The organism is Micromonospora sp. NPDC051006 (assembly GCF_044456245.1).
Taxonomy (GTDB): Bacteria; Actinomycetota; Actinomycetes; order Mycobacteriales; family Micromonosporaceae; genus Micromonospora.
Genome location: NZ_JBITFP010000015.1, coordinates 134,199 through 152,117 on the forward strand (window position 1 = coordinate 134,199; position 17,919 = coordinate 152,117).

Consider the following 17,919-nt stretch of genomic DNA (forward strand, 5'->3'; position numbering starts at 1 on the left):
TTCCAAGAGCACACCTCGAAGCGGGTGCCCGGTTCTCACTGCCGGTCGTCGACCGGCAGGTGACTCGTGGGAGCGCGGGTCACCAGGACGCCTTGCGGATGCCCGGCAGCTCACCGCGCAGCGCCATCTCGCGGAACCGCACCCGCGACAACCCGAACCGGCTCAGCACGCCGCGAGGCCGGCCGTCGACCTGGTCACGGGAGCGCAGCCGCACCGGGCTGGAGTCCCTCGGCAGTCGGGCCAACCGGCGTACGGCCTCGTCGCGCGCCGTCGGGTCCGTCCCCGGGTGGGCGATGATCCGCTTCAGCTCCGTCCGACGCTCGGCGTGTCGGGCGACGAGCACCGCTCGGCGGGCCTGCCGGTTGCCCAGGCTGGAGCGAGCCATCAGCGCGCCTCGCGGAACTCGACGTGCCGGCGCACGATCGGGTCGTACTTACGCAGCACCAGCCGGTCGGGATCGTTGCGGCGGTTCTTGCGGGTCACGTAGGTGTAGCCGGTGCCCGCGCTGCTGCGCAGGCGGACGATCGGACGTACGTCGGTCTGGCGGGCCATCAGATCCGCACCCCCCGGCCACGCAGCTCGGCGACGACCTTCTCGATGCCCTTGCGGTCCACCGTCTTCAGCGCCTTCGCGGTGAGAGTGAGGGCGACCCAGCGACGCTCGGACGGCACCCAGTAGCGGTGGTTCTGCAGGTTCGGATTCCACCGACGGCGGGTCCGCCGGTGCGAGTGGGACACGGCGTTGCCGAAGCTCGGCTTCGCCCCGGTCACGTCACAGCGTCTGGACATTCGACTCCTTCTCGAGACGGCAACCTTATCGGTAACGGTTTTCATTTTTATATCAGCCGTTCGGTCGAGTTGCCGCCGGGGGGGGTCCGCACGGATGCCGTCACCCCGACCCCGCGCCCACGGCGCATGTCGGCGCACGCCAGCGCGCGTCCCACCTGGACACCGGGGGGTGACGTGGTCTCGCGCCGGTCGTTTGCCGGCGGCCCTGGCGGCTGTGGCGTGCGCAACGGGCGAGCGAAGGGCGATGTCGGCGCGCGCGTGCGTCAGGACGGCAGCCCACCTCGGGGCGTGAAGCGCCGCCGCGGTCAGGCGTCGCGGGTGTGATCCGCCCGCGGCGGTCGGCAGAGTGCTGGCTCAGACCGCGCAGGCGGCGCAGGTGCCGAAGATTTCCAGCGTGTGGTTGACGTCGGCGAAACCATGCTCCTGCGCGGTTCGCCGGGCCCAGGTCTCGACGGTCGGCCCGGTGATCTCGATCGTGCGGGCGCAGTGCCGGCACACCAGATGGTGGTGGCGGGAGCCACTGCACCGGCGGAACAACTGCTCACCGCTCGGCAGCCGCATGCTGTCCACCTCACCGGCCTCGAGCAGGGCCTGCAGCGTGCGGTAGACGGTGCTGAGGCCGACCGCGACACCCCGGGCGCGCAGGTCGGCGTACAGCGCCTGCGCGCTGCGGAACTCGTCGGAATCGTCCAGCAGGGCGATCACTTCGACGCGCTGGCGGGTACTGCGGCTGGCACCGGGGGAAGCATCACCCATCTGTCCGGCTTTCCTTCCGCCCTCGCGGGTTCTCGACCGTGGCGGCCCCGTTTCCGAGACCGCCACGACTCCCCGGATCCGCCCACCGGAGGTACCACGCTCCACGGCGAATCTGCGCGCAACGATAACCAGTTTCATAATCGTCTTCAAGCACGCTCGTCGTGGCCCGCTGCCGCATGCGGAGCGGGGTCGGTGCGACGCCAGCCGGGCCGGGGACGGTCTCGATGTGCGCCGGCGCGACGACGTCGCCGCGGCGGCGGGCCGACCGGTACGCCTACCGGCGCGGAGCGCCGCCGCTGACGAGTTGGCGCCCGTGAGGGAGGATCAACGCGCGCACTGTGCGCAGGTACCGAAGATCTCCAGGGTGTGACCGACGTCGGTGAAGCCGTGCTGCGCGGCGACCTGGTCGGCCCACCGCTCGACGGCCGGCCCGGCGACCTCGACCGTGCGCCCGCAGTTGCGGCAGACCAGGTGGTGGTGGTGCTTGCTCTGGCTGCACCGGCGGTACAGCTGCTCGCCTCCCGGCAGCCGGGTGGAGTCGATGTCACCGGCGTCGACCAGCAGTTGCAGCGTCCGGTACACGGTCGTCAGGCCGACCCGCGCGTTACGGGCGAGCAGCATCTGGTGCAGTTGCTGTGCCGTATGGAACCCCTCGACCTCCCGCAGCAGCGCCAGCACCTCGCCGCGCTGCCGGGTGTTCCGGGTCACATTCGGCATCGCCTGATTCACCGTGGCCGCCACCCTCCGTGATCCCGGCCGCCGTCGACCGGCCGGTTCCGACGCCCGACGCGCTGTCGGTCGGACCATTATGCGTCGAACGACCGCAGCTGTGGCCGTGCCATTTCGGACAGACCTCGGCGCTCCCGGTCCGCGAGGGGCTGACCAGGCCGGCGTCGGCCCCGCCTCAGCGGTTGACTGCGCGTGACGTCACGGAGAGATTACAACGTCACGGCATCTATCGACATCGACTACCAAAACCGCCAAGGATTCGCTCACGAGCGCCCTGCACCCACAGGGCCCTGTTCTCTGGAGGAAAGAGAACGTGAGTGAACCCCGCAACCTGAGCAGGCGTACCTCGGCCCTGCTCTTCGCGTCGGTCCTGGCGGCCAGCGCCGCGACCGTGACGGGTGGCGCCGCGACCGCGAGCGCCGCCCCGTCCACACCCGACACCGGGCAGGCGACCCCCGCCGAGGCGTTGGGCTCGCACGACGCCAAGCTCCTGGCCGTGGCCGAGGCGAAGCACGCGCCGACGGTGACGCTGATCGTGGCCACCGGGAAGGATGACGCCAGCGCCGTCGCCAACGGGGTCAAGGCCCTCGGTGGAACGGTCAACCGACGCTTCGACCAGATCGGGTACGTCCTGGCCACCGTGCCCACCGCGAAGGTGCTCAAGGCCGCCGCACTGCCCGGCGTCTCCGCGGTCGACCTCGACGAGACCATCCAGCTGCCGGACCCGACCCCCGAGGTGGCACCGTCCGGCGCGAAGCCGGCGAAGCAGGCGGCCACGCTCGCGGGCCCCAGTGCGGGCACCGGCGCGACCAACCCGTACATGCCGACCAACGAGACCGGCGCGGTGGCATTCAAGGCGGCGCACCCCACGTGGGACGGCCGTGGGGTCACCATCGGCATCATGGACTCCGGCGTCGACCTCGACCAGCCGGCCCTGCAGAAGACCACCACCGGCGAGCGGAAGATCGTCGACTGGGTCACCGCGACCGACCCGGTCACCGAGAACGACGGCACCTGGCGGCGGATGAACACCGAGGTGAGCGGACCGTCCTTCACCGCCGCCGGCGCCACCTGGACCGCGCCGGCCGGCGCCTACCGCTTCAACGTCTTCCGCGAGTCCATCACCGCGGCCAGCGACCCCGCTGGCGACGTCAACCGCGACGGCGACACCACCGACGTGTGGGGCATCCTGTACGACCCGCAGACCCACGACATCCGGGTCGACGTCGACCAGGACAACGACTTCACCGACGAGGCCGTGATGCGGCCCTACCGGGAGAAGTTCGACGTCGGACACTTCGGCACCGACAACCCCGCCACCGCCGTACGCGACCAGATGCCGTTCGTGGTCGAGTACCGCGAGGACGTCGACACCAGCCCGCTGAACATCCCGGGCACGTCCGACTACGTCAACATCGGCATCATCGAGTCCACCCACGGCACGCACGTCGCCGGCATCACCGCCGCGAACGACATGCTCGGCAACACCGCCTTCGACGGCGCCGCCCCCGGCGCCAAGATCGTCTCTGCCCGGGCCTGCTCGTGGGGCGGCGGCTGCACCGCCGCGGCGCTGACGACCGGCATGGCCGACCTGGTCATCAACCGCCACGTCGACGTGGTCAACATGTCCATCGGCGGCCTGCCGACGCTCAACGACGGCTCCAACGCCCGCGCCCAGCTGTACAACAACCTGATCAGCACGTACGGCGTGCAGATGTTCATCTCCGCCGGCAACTCCGGCCCCGGCCTGAACACCGTCGGCGACCCGTCCGTCGCCGAGAACGTGGTCAGCGTCGCGGCGAACATCAGCAAGGACACCTGGCTGGCCAACTACGGCTCGGTTGTCCGCAAGGACAACGCCCTGTTCAACTTCTCCTCCCGCGGCCCCCGCGAGGACGGCGGCTTCAAGCCGAACATCACCGCCCCCGGATCGGCGATCTCCACCGCGCCGACCTGGCAGCCGGGCAATCCGGTTCCCGAGGCCGGCTACCCGCTGCCGCCGGGCTACCAGATGCTCAACGGCACGTCGATGGCCTCCCCGCAGGCCACCGGTGCCGCCGCACTGCTGCTCTCGGCCGCCAAGGCGACCGACAAGGGTGTCACCCCGGCCGCGCTGCGCCGGGCCATCTACACCTCGGCCAAGCCGATCGCGGACGTCGCGACGTACGCCCAGGGCTACGGCATGCTCAACGTGCCAGGCGCGTGGAAGCTGCTCGCCAAGAACGTCGAGACCCGTTCGTACACCTCCGACGCCCCGGTCTGCTCGGAGCTGTCGGAGAGCCTGACCCGCTACGACCGCGAGCTGAACCGGTTCGTTCCGAACCCCAACCGAGGCGCCGGCGTCTACAACCGCTGCGCTTCGGCCGAGGGCGGGCAGAAGGTCGGCCAGAGCCGGACCTACCAGGTCAAGCTCACCCGGACCAGCGGCCCGGCCGGCTCGGTCACCCACAAGGTGGCGTTGCGAGGCAACGACGGGACCTTCTCCGCGCCGAAGTCCGTCGCCCTGCCGTTGAACAAGACCGTCACGATCGCGGTCACCGCCAAGCCCAGGTCCACAGGTGCGCACGGCACCATCGTGACCGTCGACGACCCGAAGACCTCCGTGATCGATTTCGAGGTCTCCGCCGTCGTCGTCGCGTCCAACGACGTCACCAAGCCCAGCTTCTCGTTCGCCGCTGAGGGCTCGGTGCAGCGGAACGGTTTCGTCTCGTACTTCGTCACGGTGCCGGCGGGTGCCGGCGCGCTGCAGGTGAACCTGTCGGGCATCGCCACCGGGTCGCAGACCCGCTTCATCGCCATCAACCCGTACGGCGTTCCGGTGGACCCCACCGCGAGCACCGCCTGCTACACCAACTTCTCCGACGCCGCGGCCTGCAAGCCGCAGGAGCGGGACTACCAGAACCCGATCGCCGGGGTCTGGGAGATCGAGGTCGAGTCCCGGCGGACCTCGCCGTCGCTGAACAACCCGTTCCAGCTTCAGGCGCGGGTGCAGGGTGTCACTGTCGAACCATCCGTGATCGACCTGCCGACGGTCACCGCGGGTCAGCCGACCTCGGCGAACTGGACGCTCACCAACGCGTACGGTCCGGTCGCGGTGACCGGTCAGGGCGGCGCGCTGTCCAGCGTGCACACCGAGCGGCCGACCATCGCCGAAGGCGCGCAGCAGGAGTACCTGGTCGACGTGCCCGCGGGCGCGACGAGCTTCACGGCCCGGATCGGCAACACGGCCAACCTCGGTGCCGACCTGGACCTGACGGTGTTCCGCGGCGACACCCAGGTCGGCCAGGCGGCCGACGGTGACTCCGAGGAAGCCGTCACCATCGCCAACCCGCCGGCGGGCAGCTACCGGGTCGTCGTCGACGGATACGCCGTCGACGGGCCGGGCACCAGCACCGCGTACGACTACCGGGACTCGTTCTCGGCCCCGTCGCTCGGTGCGCTCACCGCCCCGGTCACCGCGCTCGCCCTGCCGCACGGCGCCACCGCCACCCTCACCGGGACGGTGACCGCCCAGTCCACTCCGGGCGCCGGTCGGGAGTTGTTCGGCGAACTCGCCATCGTCACCGCCGACGGCGCGGTCGTCGGCCGCGGCGCCGTCCACATCGGTGCCGTCAACTGATCCACTGATCCGACGCTGGGGCTCGTTTCCGATCTTTCGGGACGGGCCCCAGCGTCTACACCTGGACGCCTCGGCGCCCGCAGCCCTACCGCCGCTACTGCCGGGACCGTGACGACCCAAGACCCACGTGAACCCGGTCAAAACGCCCGCAACGGCCGATACACTCGGCCCGCGTCAGCTACCCGCCCCTCCTGCTAGCACGCCTTCGACAATCGGCATGACCGTCCAGCGGTGGAAGGGAGCTGCGTTGACCGCGCCCGAGCACGTCGCCCCAGCGGGCGAGGAGCAGACCGGATCGTCGCAGGCGGTCGCCGACCGACCCCACCCACCGGCGGACGGCCGCGGCGGCGGGCTGCGGTCCCTGATCCCCACCCGGATCGGCTCCGTCGAGATCTTCACGGCGCTGCTCGTCCTCCTGCTCGCCCTGAACGGACCGCTGACCGAGCTGCTCTCCAGGCCGGCCCTCGCCACCTGGACGACGGTCTTCGTCTCGGTGATGGTGCAGGCCGTCCCGTTCCTGGTCTTCGGCGTCCTGCTCTCGGCGGTGATCGCGGTCTTCGTGCCGCGTTCCTTCTGGGCCCGCGCTCTTCCCCGGCATCCGGCCCTCGCGGTCCCCGTGGCCAGCGCGGCGGGCGTCGTTCTTCCGGGCTGCGAATGCGGTGCCGTGCCGATCGCCGGCTCCCTGATCCGTCGGGGCGTCACCCCTGCGGCCGCCCTGGCCTTCCTTCTCGCCGCGCCGGCGATCAACCCGATCGTGCTCGCCGCGACCGCTGTCGCGTTTCCGAACAATCCCGAGATGGTGGTCGGCCGTGCCGTCGCCAGCCTGATCGTCGCCATGGTGATGGGCTGGCTCTGGCTGCGCCTGGGTCGCGCCGACTGGATCCGGCTGCCGCACCGGCCCGACCTCGACCGACTGCCACGCGGCGAGGCATTCTGGTCCGCCGTGCGGCACGACGTGGTCCATGCCGGCGGGTTCCTCGTGATCGGCGCGGCGGCTGCGGCCAGCATCAACGTCCTGGTACCCGAGCGGTGGCTGCAGACTCTCGCCGACCAACCGGTTCTCTCGGTCCTCGCGCTGGCGGCACTCGCCGTGCTGCTGTCCATCTGCTCCGAGGCGGACGCGTTCGTCGCCGCCTCACTGTCACAGTTCTCGCTCACCTCCCGACTCGCGTTCCTGGTGGTTGGTCCCATGGTCGACCTCAAACTGATTTCCATGCAGGCCGGGATCTTCGGCCGGCGGTTCGCCGCCCGCTTCGCGCCGGCGACCTTCGCGGTCGCGGTCGCCGTCGCCGTCGTGACCGGGATGGTGCTGCTGTGAACCGCCAAGCCCAGGCCTGCGTCATGATCCTCCTCGGCGGCGCCGTGCTGCGGGCCACCGTCACGGACCTCTACCTGCGCTACGTCAAGGAGGAGTTGCGCCCCTTCCTCATCGCCGCGAGCCTCGTGCTGATCGCCGCCGCCGCGATGACCCTCTGGTACGAGCTCCGGCCCGCCTTCGCCCTTCACGAGCCGGACGGACCCGCCGCCGACCGGCCGGACGAGGCAGACGCCGCAGCCACGACCGACGAACACGGGCCCGCTCACCACGCCCATCACGAGCCGCGGGTGGCCTGGCTGCTGATCCTGCCGGTCGTCGGGCTCCTCATGGTCGTCCCGCCCGCCCTCGGCTCGTATGCCGCAGGTCAGGCCGGCACCGCTCTGACGTCGGAGGAGGAGTACGAGTATCCGCCGCTGCCCGCCGGCGACCCGGCCAGGACCAGCCTCCTCGACTACGCCGCCCGGGCGCTGTGGGACAAGGGCGAGTCGATCGACGGCCGCCGTGTCCAACTCACCGGTTTCATCACGCCCGGGCCCGAGGGGCAGCCGATCCTTGCCCGGATGATCCTCTCCTGCTGCGCCGCCGACGGCCGACCCGTCAAACTCGGCATGACCGGCGACGCCCCCACCGGCCTGGCCAACGACACCTGGGTCCAGGTCATCGGCCGCTACAGCGACCGGCGCGGGCGCGACCCGATCAACGACGAGGAGATCCCCTATATCGAGGTCGAGTCGTGGCGGGAGGTGCCGGCGCCGGCCGATCCGTACGAGTAGATACCGCCGCGGTCAGCGCCGGTTCACACCGGGTCGGGTTGAGCCGACGAGTCGTCGAGCCAGGGGCCGAGCAGGGCCATGGTGCGCTGGTGGAGGTGGTCCCGGAAGCTCGCCTTCCGGACCTGTCCGGCCGACTCGGCGACCCGACTCTCGTCGAGGTAGGCGCCGCTGGGCACGCTCGGGTCCTGGGCGGCGTGGATGACGTTCGCGGCCCCGTAGGCGGCGGTCTCACCCTGGACCGCGAACATCGCGTGCAGCAGCCGGGTGTCGACGACTCCCGGGTGGACGCTGACGATCCCGGGCCGGTAGTGCCGGGACTGGCGGACGGCGTGGGCGACCAGCGCGAGCTTGGAGCGCGCGTACGCAGCAGCCGGCTGGTAGCCGCGCTCGAACTCAAGGTCGTCCAGGTCGAGGTGGGCGGACAGATGGGTCGCGGACGACACGTGCACCACCCGGCCCGTCTCAGGGATGAGCGGCAGGAGGCGCTCGGTGAGCAGGACGGCCGCCAGGTAGTTGGTTTGCAGCGTCGCCTCGTGGCCGTCCGCGCTGCGCTGGCGGCTCTCGGCGCCGGGGCGGCCCGCGTTGTTGATCAGCAGGTCGACCTGGTCGGTGAGGTTCGCCACCTGGCGGGCCAGGGCCACGACGTCGTCGAGTCGGTCGAAGTCGGCCGGCGCGTAGACCACCTCGGCCCGGCCGGCGTTGCGAACCTCGTCCAGCAGCGGCAGCACCGCCGAGTGTGGCTGCGGCCCGTGGACGATCAGGCGTCGGGCCGATGCGGCGAGGCGCTGGGCCGCGGCCGCACCGATCCCACTGGTGCCGCCGGTGAGCACGACCGTTCCGGGTGTCTGGTCGCCCATCCTCGATCGCCCTCCGCTCACCGTGCGACGTTCGTCCTGCCATCATCGGCCGAGCGGCGCGCCGATGCGGGCTGATTCGGCCCGCGCCTCGCGCACGGGTGGCCCGGCCCGGATCGCCTGATCCCGGGCCGGGCCGGACGCCGACCTGCCGATCAGTTGAACGCGGCGGCGAACATGCCGGGCTGGTAGGAACCTCCCCGCTGGTGCACGATGACGGCGAGCCGGTTGGCCGCGTTGATCAGGGCCACCAGGGCGACCAGGGCGGCGATCTGGTCGTCGTCGTAGTGCGTGCGTACCCGGGCCCACGTCTCGTCGGACACGCCGTGGTGGGCGTCGGCGAGCCGGGTGCCCTCCTCGGCGAGCGCCAACGCGGCCCGCTCGGCCTCGGTGAACACGGTGGACTCGCGCCAGGTGGCGACCAGGTGGAGTCGGACCGAGGTCTCACCGGCGGCGGCGGCCTCCTTGGTGTGCATGTCGACGCACCAGCCGCAGCCGTTGATCTGGCTGGCGCGCAGCGCCACCAGCTCCTGCGTGGACTTCGGCAGCGGCGACTGCTGGATCACCAGGCCGGCGTTGGCGAAGCGCTTGGCGAACTTGACGGCGACCTCGTTGCCGAACATGTCGAATCGGGCATCCATGACTTCGTCCTCTCCCGTGGCGTTGCGCTGGACGAACATGAGATGCCGGCGGCCCGATCCCTGTGACGTGGCGGCTACATGACGCGCGCCACATCGCTCCTGCCCGCCACCGCCACGGCGTATCGGTCCAGCACCAGCCGAGGGATCACCGGGCTGGTGACGAGCGGGGCGGTGACGGCGTCCGCCCCGGCGCGGCGCAGTGAACGGTGGAAGATCCCGTCGCCGAGCAGGTACGCGGCGACCACGACCCGTCGGGCGCCTTCGGCCCGCAGCCCGGCGACGACCTCGGGCACGCGCGGGGTGCTCGTCGAGGCGTACGCGACCCGGGCGGGCATCGGCAGCGCCTCGGCGATCGAGGCGACGTCGGCGCGGGATCGGGCGTCGCTGGAGCCGGCTGCGGCGAGCACGACGGCGTCCGCCGGCCCGGCGGCGGCGATCCGCCGGGCGAGCACGTCGACCAGCTCCGGATCGGGGCCGAGCGGTGGTGTCACGGTGACGTCGTGGCCTGCGGTGGCGTTCGGAACGTCGACGCGTACGTGGTAGCCCGCGCTGAGCAGCAGGGGCAACACGACGGCGGGCCGATCCAACTGGGGCGCGACCTCGGCGAGCCGGGGCCGCTGCACGTCCAGGTAGGACAGGTGCAGGTCCAGCTCCGGTGCGTGCCCGGCGACCGTCCGCGCGAGGCCGCGGATCTGGGTCTGGCCGGCCGCTGAGCGGGTCCCGTGGGCGACCAGGACCAGCGCCGGTGCGCTCATGGGTCGACCCGGAGGCGGAAGCCGCGCTTGACCACCGTTTCGATGTAGCGGGTGTCGCCGAGGGCGGCCCGCAGGCGGGCGACGGCCTGGTTGACGGCGTGGCTGTCCTGGTTCAGGGGCAGGGCGGCGGAGAGCTGGGCGCGGGAGAGCACGGCGCCGGGCCGGGCGGCGAGGCTGGTCAGGATCGCCATCGACGCCGGGGCGAGGGGACGCAGCTCGCCGTGGATCACGACGGCGTGTCCGCGTAGTTCGATCACGGTGCCGGCGACGCGGATGCGCCGGGCCCGACGCGGCAGCTCGTCGGTCACCGCCTTCACGAGCGCGCCGAGTCGGGCCCGTTCGGGCACGAGTGCCGGCACCCCGTGCTCGCGCAACGGGGCGGCGGTGACCGGGCCGACGCAGGCGGCCACGACCCGCTCGGCGAAGAGTCGTAGCAGTCGGGGCGTGTCGGGTGCCGCCGCGTCGAGGAGGGTGCGCACCGCCGGGGCGCTGGTGAAGGTGGCGGCGTCGATCTGCCCGGTGAGGATCAGGTCGACCAGCCGGCGCACCGGGGCGGTGTCGTCTGGTGCCCGCCACCGGTAGACGGGCACCTCGATCACCTCGGCTCCGGCGGCCCGGAGCGCCGCGACGAAATCGGCCTGGGGGCCGCCGTGCAGTTGGACGGCGATGCGCCGGCCGGCGACGCCCTCGTCCAGGAGGCGGCGCAGGATCTCCTCGCACGACTCGGTCGGCGCCGACCACTCCTCGCTGAGCCCGGCGGCGCGGATGGCGCCGCACGGTTTTGCGCCGCGGGCGAGCAGCCGGGCCTGGCGCAGGCGGGTGCGCAGCGGGTCGCCGACGCCCCACCCTTCGGCCGCCTCCAGCCAGCCGCGGAAGCCGATGCCGGTGGTGGCGATGACGATGTCCGGGGCGCGCCCCACGCAGGCGAGAGTGGCGCTGTGCAGGGCTTCGTCGTCGAGCAGCGGCACGATCGTGATGGCGGGTGCGGTCACCACGCGCGCGCCGCGTCGCCGCAGGAGGGCGACGAGTTCGTCGCGGCGCCGCTCGGCGGTGACCGCCACGGTGAAGCCGGCCAGCGGCGGGAGGTCCCCCTCCCCCGCCCGGGCGGCGGCCGGCGACGGTGTGCCGCCGGCCGGCGACGCGGCGACCGCACCGACCGGGGACGCCCCGGTGGCCATCAGGGCACCGCCACTTCGACCAGGCCGTCGCGGACGCGGGCGGGATAGACCGGCACGACCACTCCCGGCACGTCCAGGCACGCCCCGGTGTCCAGGTCGTACGCCTGCTTGTGCATGGGCGACACCACGATGTCCCTACCGCCCCGGGTGCCGACGATGCCCCGGGAGAGCACGTTGGCTGCGCAGAGTGGTTCGTGGTTGCCGGTCGCCCGGACCGTCCCGTCGTGCAGCCGGAAGACGGCGATCTGGACCTCGCCGACGAGCGCGGCGGCGCCTCGTTCCGGGAGCAGGTCGGTCAGACGGCACACCTGGCTCCAGCGGGTACCGGCCGTCGTCGTGGTCATCGGATCACCTCCGTCAGTCGCACCTGGGTTCTCGACGGCACGGGCTGGTCTCGTTCGACGGCGAACGAGATCGCGGGGTCCGGCGCCGCGGGGTCGTTGACGAAGGAGACGAAGCGGCGCAGCTTCTCCGGGTCGTCGAGGACAGCGCGCCACTCGTCCACGTAGCAGGTCGTGTGCCGGGCCATCGCCGCGTCGAGGTCGGCGCAGAGGCCGAGGCTGTCGTCGACGATGACCGCGCGCAGGTGCTCCAGCCCGCCGTCGAGGGCTTCCAACCAGGCGGCGGTGCGTTGGAGGCGGTCGGCGGTGCGGATGTAGAACATGAGGAACCGGTCGATGGTGCGGATCAGCTCCTCGGTGCTGAGGTCCGAGCGGAACAGGTCGGCGTGCCGGGGCCGGAAGCCGCCGTTGCCGCCGACGTAGAGGTTCCAGCCGTTCTCGGTGGCGATGACCCCGAAGTCCTTGCTCCGGGCCTCCGCGCACTCCCGCGCGCAACCCGACACCGCGGCTTTGATCTTGTGCGGGGCGCGCAGCCCGCGATAGCGCAGCTCCAGCGCGATCGCGAGGCCGACGGAGTCCTGCACGCCGTAGCGGCACCAGGTGGACCCGACACAGGACTTCACTGTTCGCAGCGCCTTGCCGTACGCGTGCCCGGACTCGAAGCCGGCGTCGACGAGGCGGCGCCAGATCGCGGGGAGCTGCTCCACCCGCGCCCCGAACAGGTCGACCCGCTGCCCGCCGGTGATCTTCGTGTAGAGACCGAAGTCGCGGGCCACCTCGCCGATGACGATCAGTTTCTCCGGGGTGATCTCACCGCCCGGTATCCGCGGCACCACCGAGTACGTGCCGTCGCGCTGCAGGTTGGCCAGGAAGTGGTCGTTGGTGTCCTGCAGGGCCGCCTGCTCCCCGTCGAGAACATGGCCGGTGCCGAGCGAGGCGAGGATCGAGGCGACGACCGGTTTGCAGACGTCGCAGCCCCGACCGGTGCCATATCGGCCGATCAGCGCGGAGAAGGTGGTGATGCCACGTACCCGGATCAGGTCGAACAGCTCCTGCCGGGAGTGCGTGAAGTGCTCGCAGAGCGCGGTGGACTGGGCCACCCCGCTCTCCGCGAGCAGCGACTTGAGCAGGGGTACGCAGGAGCCACAGGTCGTGCCGGCGCGCGTGCACGCCTTGAGGCTCGGCACGTCGGCGCAGCCGTCGCCGATCGCCGCCACGATCTGGTCCTTGGTCACCGCGTTGCAGCTGCACACCTGCGCGTTCGCGGGCAGGGCCGGATCCGGGGCGCCGGTGGCGAGGAAGTCGGCGAGCCTGCCGGGTACCGGCCCGCCGACCGCCGCCCGCAGCGCGGGATACGCCGACGCGTCGCCGACGAGCACCCCGCCGAGCAGGGTCCGGGCGTCGTCGGTGAGGACCAGCTTGGCGTAGAGGCCGTGCGCGGGGTCGGCGTAGACCACGTCGAGCGGGCCGGTGGTGGCGCCGAAGCTGGCCACGTCCACGCCGAGCAGCTTGAGCTTGGTGGCGGTGTCCGCGCCCGGGAACATCGTTTCGCCGTCGAGCAGTCGGTCGGCGACCACGTCGGCCATCGCGTAGCCGGGGGCGACCAGGCCGTAGCAGCGTCCGCCCTCCGACGCGGTGTGCGCGGCGGTCCAGTCGCGGGTGAGGTCGATCGAGGCGCACTCCCCGATCGCGTAGATCCGCTCGTCGGCGGTGCGGCAGGCCGCGTCGACCAGGACCCCGCCGCGCTCGCCGACCGGCAGGCCCGCGGCCCTGGCCAGTTCGTCGCGGGGGCGCACCCCGGCGGCGAACACCACCAGGTCGGTGTCCAGGGTGAGATCTCCAGCGGTGCTCAGCCGCAGGGCGTCGCCAGCGGCGGCGATGCCGGTCACGGCGGTGCCGCAGTGCACGGCGATGCCCAGTTCCTCGATGCGCCGCCGCAGCATCGCACCGCCGGCCTGGTCGACCTGCACGGGCATCAGGTGCGGCGCGAACTCCACGATGGAGGTCCGTAGTCGGAGCAGCCGCAGCGCGTTCGCCGCTTCTAGGCCGAGCAGTCCACCGCCGACGACCACTCCGCTGCCGCGGGCGCCGGCGTAGTCGCGCAACGCCTCCAGGTCGTCCAGGGTGCGGTAGACGAACCGCCCGGGCCCCTGCGCGCCCGGCACCGGCGGCACGAACGGCCGCGACCCGGTGGCGAGGACCAGCACGTCGTACGGGTAAGCATCGGTGGCGGTGCGCACCACCCGCGCCGCCCGGTCCACCTCGACGGCGGGCTCGCCGCGTCGGAACCGCACCCCGGCCGGCACCCCCGTCGGCGCGAGCGTCAACTCCTCGGCGGTGACCCCCTCGAAGTACGCCGACAGCCGCACCCGGTCGTAGGCCGGTCGACGTTCCTCGCCGAGGACCGTCACCGACCATCGCCGGTCGGCGTCGCGCGCCACCAGTGCCTCGACGAACCGCTGGCCGACCATGCCGTTACCGATGACGACGAGCCTCATACCGCTACCTCCTCGGTCACATCCGTCAGAGCCACCCCGGCCGGAGCCGGCCCTGACCGGGCCGGCGCGGTCGCGGCCGGCGCCCGGGTCATCCCGGGCGGCACCGGCTCGGCGGCGGCCTCGGCCGGATCCACGCTCGCCAGCCAGTCCACGAGTCCACGCACCGCGTCGACGCAACCGCCGCAGCCGGTGGTGGCCCGGGTTCCGGCCACCACGTCGGCGAGGCGGCGTGCTCCGCCACGCCAGCACGCCGTGATCGCCGCCTTGGACACGCTGTTGCAGCGGCACACCACCGCCTGGTCCGGCATGAACGCCGGGGATTCGACCGGTGCCGGGGCCGCCCCGAGCGCCCGGCCGAGCAGCAGGGAACGCCGGTCCACGGGCACCTCGCCGTTGCGGTCGAAGAGCTGCACCAGCGTGCCGACGGTCGGGTTGTCCCCGAGCAGCACCGCACCGGTGAGCCGGCCGTCCCGGACCACCACCTTGGCGTACGTGCCCCGGGCCGGGTCGGCGAAGCAGATCGTCTCGGCGTCCGGCCCGGCGGCCAGCGAGCCCATCGCGGCCAGGTCGATGCCGGCGGCCTTGAGCCGGGTCACCGGGCGGGATCCCCGGTAGGTCGTCGCGCCGCCGGTGAGCCGGTCGGCGACCGTGGCGGCCTGCTCCCAGGCGGGGGCGACCAGACCGTAGACGGTGCCCTGGTGCTCGACGCAGTCACCGATGGCGGAGACCCGCGGGTCACTGGTGCGCAGGGCGTCGTCGACCAGCACCCCCACGTTGACCGCGAGCCCGGCCGCCTGGGCGAGCCCGGTGTCCGGGCATACCCCGCAGGCCACCACCAGCAGGTCGGCGGGGAGGACGGTTTCGTCGGCCAGGCGCAGCCCGTCGCCGCTCCACTGGACGGCCCGCGCGCCGAGGCGTACCCGCACCTCGAGGTCGGCGAGGGTACGGGAGAGCACGCCGCCGGCCTCCGGGTCGAGCTGCCGCTCCAGCAGGTGCGTGCCGGCGTGCGCCACGGTCACCCGCAGCCCGCGTTCGGCCAGCCCTCGGGCGGCCTCGATGCCGAGCAGGCCACCGCCGAGCACCACCGCCGTCGCGCCCTCACGGGCGTCCGTCGTGATGCGTCGGCAGTCGTCGAGGGTGCGGAACAGCGAAACCCCGTCCGCCAGCGTCCCGTCCTCGCGGGTCAGCCCGGCGAGCGGCGGCAGCACCGGGCGGGCGCCGGTCGCCAGCACCAGGGCGTCGTACTCCTGCTCGTCGTCGACGGTGCGGACCACGCGCCGGGCCCGGTCGACGGCGGTGACCGCCGTTCCCAGCCGGACGTCCACACCGCCGGGCGGCTCGACCAGTGGCAGGTCGTCCTCGCCGACCTTGCCGGCCAGCAGCGCCGACAGCAGGATCCGGTTGTACGCCGGATGCGCCTCCGCGCCGAACGCGGTGACCTTCACATCGACGCTGCGGACCCGCAGCTCGGCGGCGAGACGGGCCCCGGCCATCCCGTAGCCGGCGATGACCACCCTCACGAGAGCCCTACACCGGGCGCGGCAGCGACTCGTGCGGCGCACACCTTGAACTCCGGCATCCGGGAGATCGGATCCAACGCCGTGCTGGTCAGCGTGTTGGCGCGGGCCGCGCCGGGATAGTGGAACGGCATGAACACGGTGTCCGGGCGGATCGCCTCGCTCAGCCGGGCCGCCGCCGTGGCGCTCCCCCGCCGGGTCGTCACCACCACCGGCTCCCCCTCGGCCACCCCGAGGCGCACCGCCAGGTCCGGGTGCAGCTCCACGAAGGGGCAGCCGGGCAGCTTGCCGATCCGGCGCGTCTGCGCGCCCGACTGGTACTGGGTCAGCACGCGCCCGGTGGTCAGGTACAGCGGGTACGACTCGTCCGGCTCCTCCGCCGCCGGCCGGTGCTCGACCGCGACGAACCGGGCCCGCCCGTCCGGGGTGCCGAACCGGTCCAGGAAGAGCCGCGGCGTGCCCGGGTGGTCCGGGCCCGGACACGGCCAGAAGACCCCGCCCTCGGCGTCGATACGCGGGTAGCTGATCCCGGAGTAGTCGGCGATCCCGCCCGCGCTGGCACGGCGCAGCTCGTCGAAGACGGTCCGCGGGTCGTCGCCGGTCGTCGCCCCCAGCCGCCCGGACAGCTCGGCCAGCACGGTGAGGTCGGTGCGCACGCCGGGCGGCGGGCCCGACAGCCGGCGGCGGCGGATCACCCGCCCCTCCAGGTTGGTCATCGTCCCGTCCTCCTCGGCCCACTGCGCGACCGGCAGCACCACGTCGGCCAGCTGCGCGGTCTCGGAACGCACGACGTCGGCCACCACCAGCAGCTCCAGCTCGCGCAGCCGACGCTCCACCGCCGCCGCGCGGGGCGCGGAGATCACCGGGTTGGACCCGAAGACCAGCAGCCCCCGCGGCCCTCCCTCGGCGCCGAGGGAGGTGAGCAGTTCGTACGCCGACGGCCCCGGCCCGGGAATGCTGTCCGGGTCGACGCCCCACACGGCGGCCACGTGCGCCCGCGCCGCCGGGTCGTCGATCCGGCGGTAGCCGGGCAACTGGTCGGCCTTCTGCCCGTGCTCGCGCCCGCCCTGCCCGTTGCCCTGGCCGGTCAGGCAGCCGTACCCGGAACCGGGCCGGCCGGGCAGGCCCAGGGCGAGGGCCAGGTTGACGAACGCGGACACCGTGTCGGTGCCTTTGGCGTGCTGCTCGGCGCCGCGGGCGGTGAGCACGATCGCGGTCGACGCGGCGGCGAGCTGCTCCACGGTCGCGTACAGGTCGGCGATCGGCACCCCGGTCAGCCGCTCGACCCGGGCCGGCCAGTAACCGGCGACGCTCCGGCGGACCTGCGCGAAGCCGGTGGTACGCGCCGCGACGTACGCCCGGTCGACCAGCCCCTCGACGACGGCGATGTGCAGCAGCCCGTTGGCGAGCGCCAGGTCGGTGCCGGGCGTGGGTTGCAGGTGCCGGGCGGCCCGGCGGGCGGTCGGGGTGGCGCGCGGATCCACCACGATCAGCCGCGCCGGATCCAGGTGGCGGACGAACGGGGGCATCGTCTCGGCCGGGTTCGCCCCGACCAGCAGCACCGCGTCCGCGGTGGCGATGTCGCTCACCGGGAACGGCAGTCCCCGGTCGACGCCGAACGCCCGCATCCCGGCGGCGGCCGCCGAGGACATGCAGAACCGGCCGTTGTAGTCGATCATGCGGGTGCGCAGCGCCACGCGGGCGAACCGCCCGAGCGCGTACGCCTTCTCGTTCGTCAGCCCGCCGCCACCGAACACGGCGACGCCGTCGCGGCCGTGCCGTCGCTGGATGGCGGTGATCGCGGTGATGATCCGGTCGTAGGCCGCCGCCCAGCTCGCCGGCCGCAGCTGCCCGCTCTCGTCGCGCAGCAGCGGGGTGAGCAGGCGCTGCGGGTGGTCGAGCAGTTCGGCGGCGGTCCAGCCCTTCTGGCAAAGGCCGCCGCCGTTGGTCGGGAATTCGCGGCCGTCGACGACGACCGCGCCCTCGACACGTGTCAGCGTCATCGCGCACTGCAGGGCGCAGTACGGGCAGTGGGTGGCGGTCGCCGTCACGTCAGCGAGACTCGTCGCCAGCTGTTTCCCCGCAGCCAAGCCGCCGTTTCCGGCGTGAAAATCCGATGTCACATCCGTCTCCCAGCCTTGGTGAAGGTGAG

Annotated in this window: 16 protein-coding genes; 3 read left to right on the forward strand and 13 right to left on the reverse strand. The window is 72.7% G+C overall.

Annotated elements, in window-relative coordinates; all coding sequences use genetic code 11:
* Window positions 1–79: 79 nt before the first annotated feature.
* From rpsN to ACIBBA_RS22250, 5 genes are all read right to left on the reverse strand, one after another.
* Window positions 80–385 carry a 30S ribosomal protein S14 gene (gene rpsN / locus ACIBBA_RS22230; RefSeq protein WP_396699882.1) on the reverse strand — a complete coding sequence of 102 codons (306 nt, stop codon included), beginning with the start codon at window positions 383–385 and terminating at the stop codon, window positions 80–82.
* Window positions 385–552, reverse strand: coding sequence for a 50S ribosomal protein L33 (rpmG, locus tag ACIBBA_RS22235; protein WP_278178688.1), 168 nt, complete (start codon window positions 550–552; stop codon window positions 385–387). Before rpmG ends, rpsN begins: the two co-directional genes overlap by 1 nt.
* Window positions 552–788 carry a 50S ribosomal protein L28 gene (gene rpmB, locus ACIBBA_RS22240; RefSeq protein WP_396699883.1) on the reverse strand — a complete coding sequence of 79 codons (237 nt, stop codon included), beginning with the start codon at window positions 786–788 and terminating at the stop codon, window positions 552–554. The genes rpmG and rpmB overlap by 1 nt, the downstream gene beginning before the upstream one ends.
* Window positions 789–1,142: 354 nt before the next feature.
* The gene (locus ACIBBA_RS22245; RefSeq protein WP_396699884.1) at window positions 1,143–1,544 is read right to left on the reverse strand and encodes a Fur family transcriptional regulator; all 402 of its coding nucleotides are present in this window, start codon (window positions 1,542–1,544) and stop codon (window positions 1,143–1,145) included.
* A 324-nt stretch (window positions 1,545–1,868) separates the two neighbouring features.
* Window positions 1,869–2,261 (reverse strand): Fur family transcriptional regulator, encoded by a 393-nt coding sequence (locus ACIBBA_RS22250; RefSeq protein WP_396699885.1) that lies wholly within the window; start codon window positions 2,259–2,261, stop codon window positions 1,869–1,871.
* Between the two features lie 325 nt (window positions 2,262–2,586).
* Between ACIBBA_RS22250 and ACIBBA_RS22255 the strand changes: the two genes are divergently transcribed.
* The 3 genes from ACIBBA_RS22255 (at window position 2,587) to ACIBBA_RS22265 (ending at window position 7,983) form a co-directional block, all read left to right on the forward strand.
* A complete protein-coding gene (locus tag ACIBBA_RS22255) occupies window positions 2,587–5,892 on the forward strand; it encodes a S8 family serine peptidase (RefSeq protein ID WP_396699886.1) in 3,306 nt (1,101 codons plus the stop codon).
* 247 nt (window positions 5,893–6,139) lie between these two features.
* Window positions 6,140–7,210 (forward strand): permease, encoded by a 1,071-nt coding sequence (locus ACIBBA_RS22260; protein WP_396699914.1) that lies wholly within the window; start codon window positions 6,140–6,142, stop codon window positions 7,208–7,210.
* Window positions 7,207–7,983, forward strand: coding sequence for a TIGR03943 family putative permease subunit (locus ACIBBA_RS22265; RefSeq protein ID WP_396699887.1), 777 nt, complete (start codon window positions 7,207–7,209; stop codon window positions 7,981–7,983). Before ACIBBA_RS22260 ends, ACIBBA_RS22265 begins: the two co-directional genes overlap by 4 nt.
* A 23-nt stretch (window positions 7,984–8,006) precedes the next feature.
* Here ACIBBA_RS22265 and ACIBBA_RS22270 read toward each other — a convergent pair whose 3' ends face one another.
* The 8 genes from ACIBBA_RS22270 to ACIBBA_RS22305 all read right to left on the reverse strand — a co-directional run bounded on the left by ACIBBA_RS22270 (window position 8,007) and on the right by ACIBBA_RS22305 (window position 17,770).
* The gene (locus ACIBBA_RS22270; protein WP_396699888.1) at window positions 8,007–8,840 is read right to left on the reverse strand and encodes an SDR family NAD(P)-dependent oxidoreductase; all 834 of its coding nucleotides are present in this window, start codon (window positions 8,838–8,840) and stop codon (window positions 8,007–8,009) included.
* Between the two features lie 152 nt (window positions 8,841–8,992).
* Window positions 8,993–9,478 carry a carboxymuconolactone decarboxylase family protein gene (locus tag ACIBBA_RS22275; protein WP_396699889.1) on the reverse strand — a complete coding sequence of 162 codons (486 nt, stop codon included), beginning with the start codon at window positions 9,476–9,478 and terminating at the stop codon, window positions 8,993–8,995.
* A 74-nt stretch (window positions 9,479–9,552) separates the two neighbouring features.
* Window positions 9,553–10,233, reverse strand: coding sequence for a sirohydrochlorin chelatase (locus ACIBBA_RS22280; RefSeq protein ID WP_396699890.1), 681 nt, complete (start codon window positions 10,231–10,233; stop codon window positions 9,553–9,555).
* A complete protein-coding gene (locus ACIBBA_RS22285; protein ID WP_396699891.1) occupies window positions 10,230–11,411 on the reverse strand; it encodes a uroporphyrinogen-III synthase in 1,182 nt (393 codons plus the stop codon). The genes ACIBBA_RS22280 and ACIBBA_RS22285 overlap by 4 nt, the downstream gene beginning before the upstream one ends.
* On the reverse strand, window positions 11,411–11,755 hold the full coding sequence (gene nirD / locus ACIBBA_RS22290) for a nitrite reductase small subunit NirD (protein ID WP_396699892.1): 345 nt from the start codon (window positions 11,753–11,755) through the stop codon (window positions 11,411–11,413). Before nirD ends, ACIBBA_RS22285 begins: the two co-directional genes overlap by 1 nt.
* Window positions 11,752–14,250, reverse strand: a complete 2,499-nt coding sequence (gene nirB / locus ACIBBA_RS22295) for a nitrite reductase large subunit NirB (RefSeq protein WP_396699893.1) — start codon at window positions 14,248–14,250, stop codon at window positions 11,752–11,754. Before nirB ends, nirD begins: the two co-directional genes overlap by 4 nt.
* Entirely contained in the window at window positions 14,247–15,770 is a 1,524-nt protein-coding gene (locus ACIBBA_RS22300; RefSeq protein ID WP_396699894.1) for an FAD-dependent oxidoreductase, read from the reverse strand. Before ACIBBA_RS22300 ends, nirB begins: the two co-directional genes overlap by 4 nt.
* Window positions 15,767–17,770 (reverse strand): molybdopterin oxidoreductase family protein, encoded by a 2,004-nt coding sequence (locus tag ACIBBA_RS22305; RefSeq protein ID WP_396699915.1) that lies wholly within the window; start codon window positions 17,768–17,770, stop codon window positions 15,767–15,769. The genes ACIBBA_RS22300 and ACIBBA_RS22305 overlap by 4 nt, the downstream gene beginning before the upstream one ends.
* Window positions 17,771–17,919: the final 149 nt, after the last annotated feature.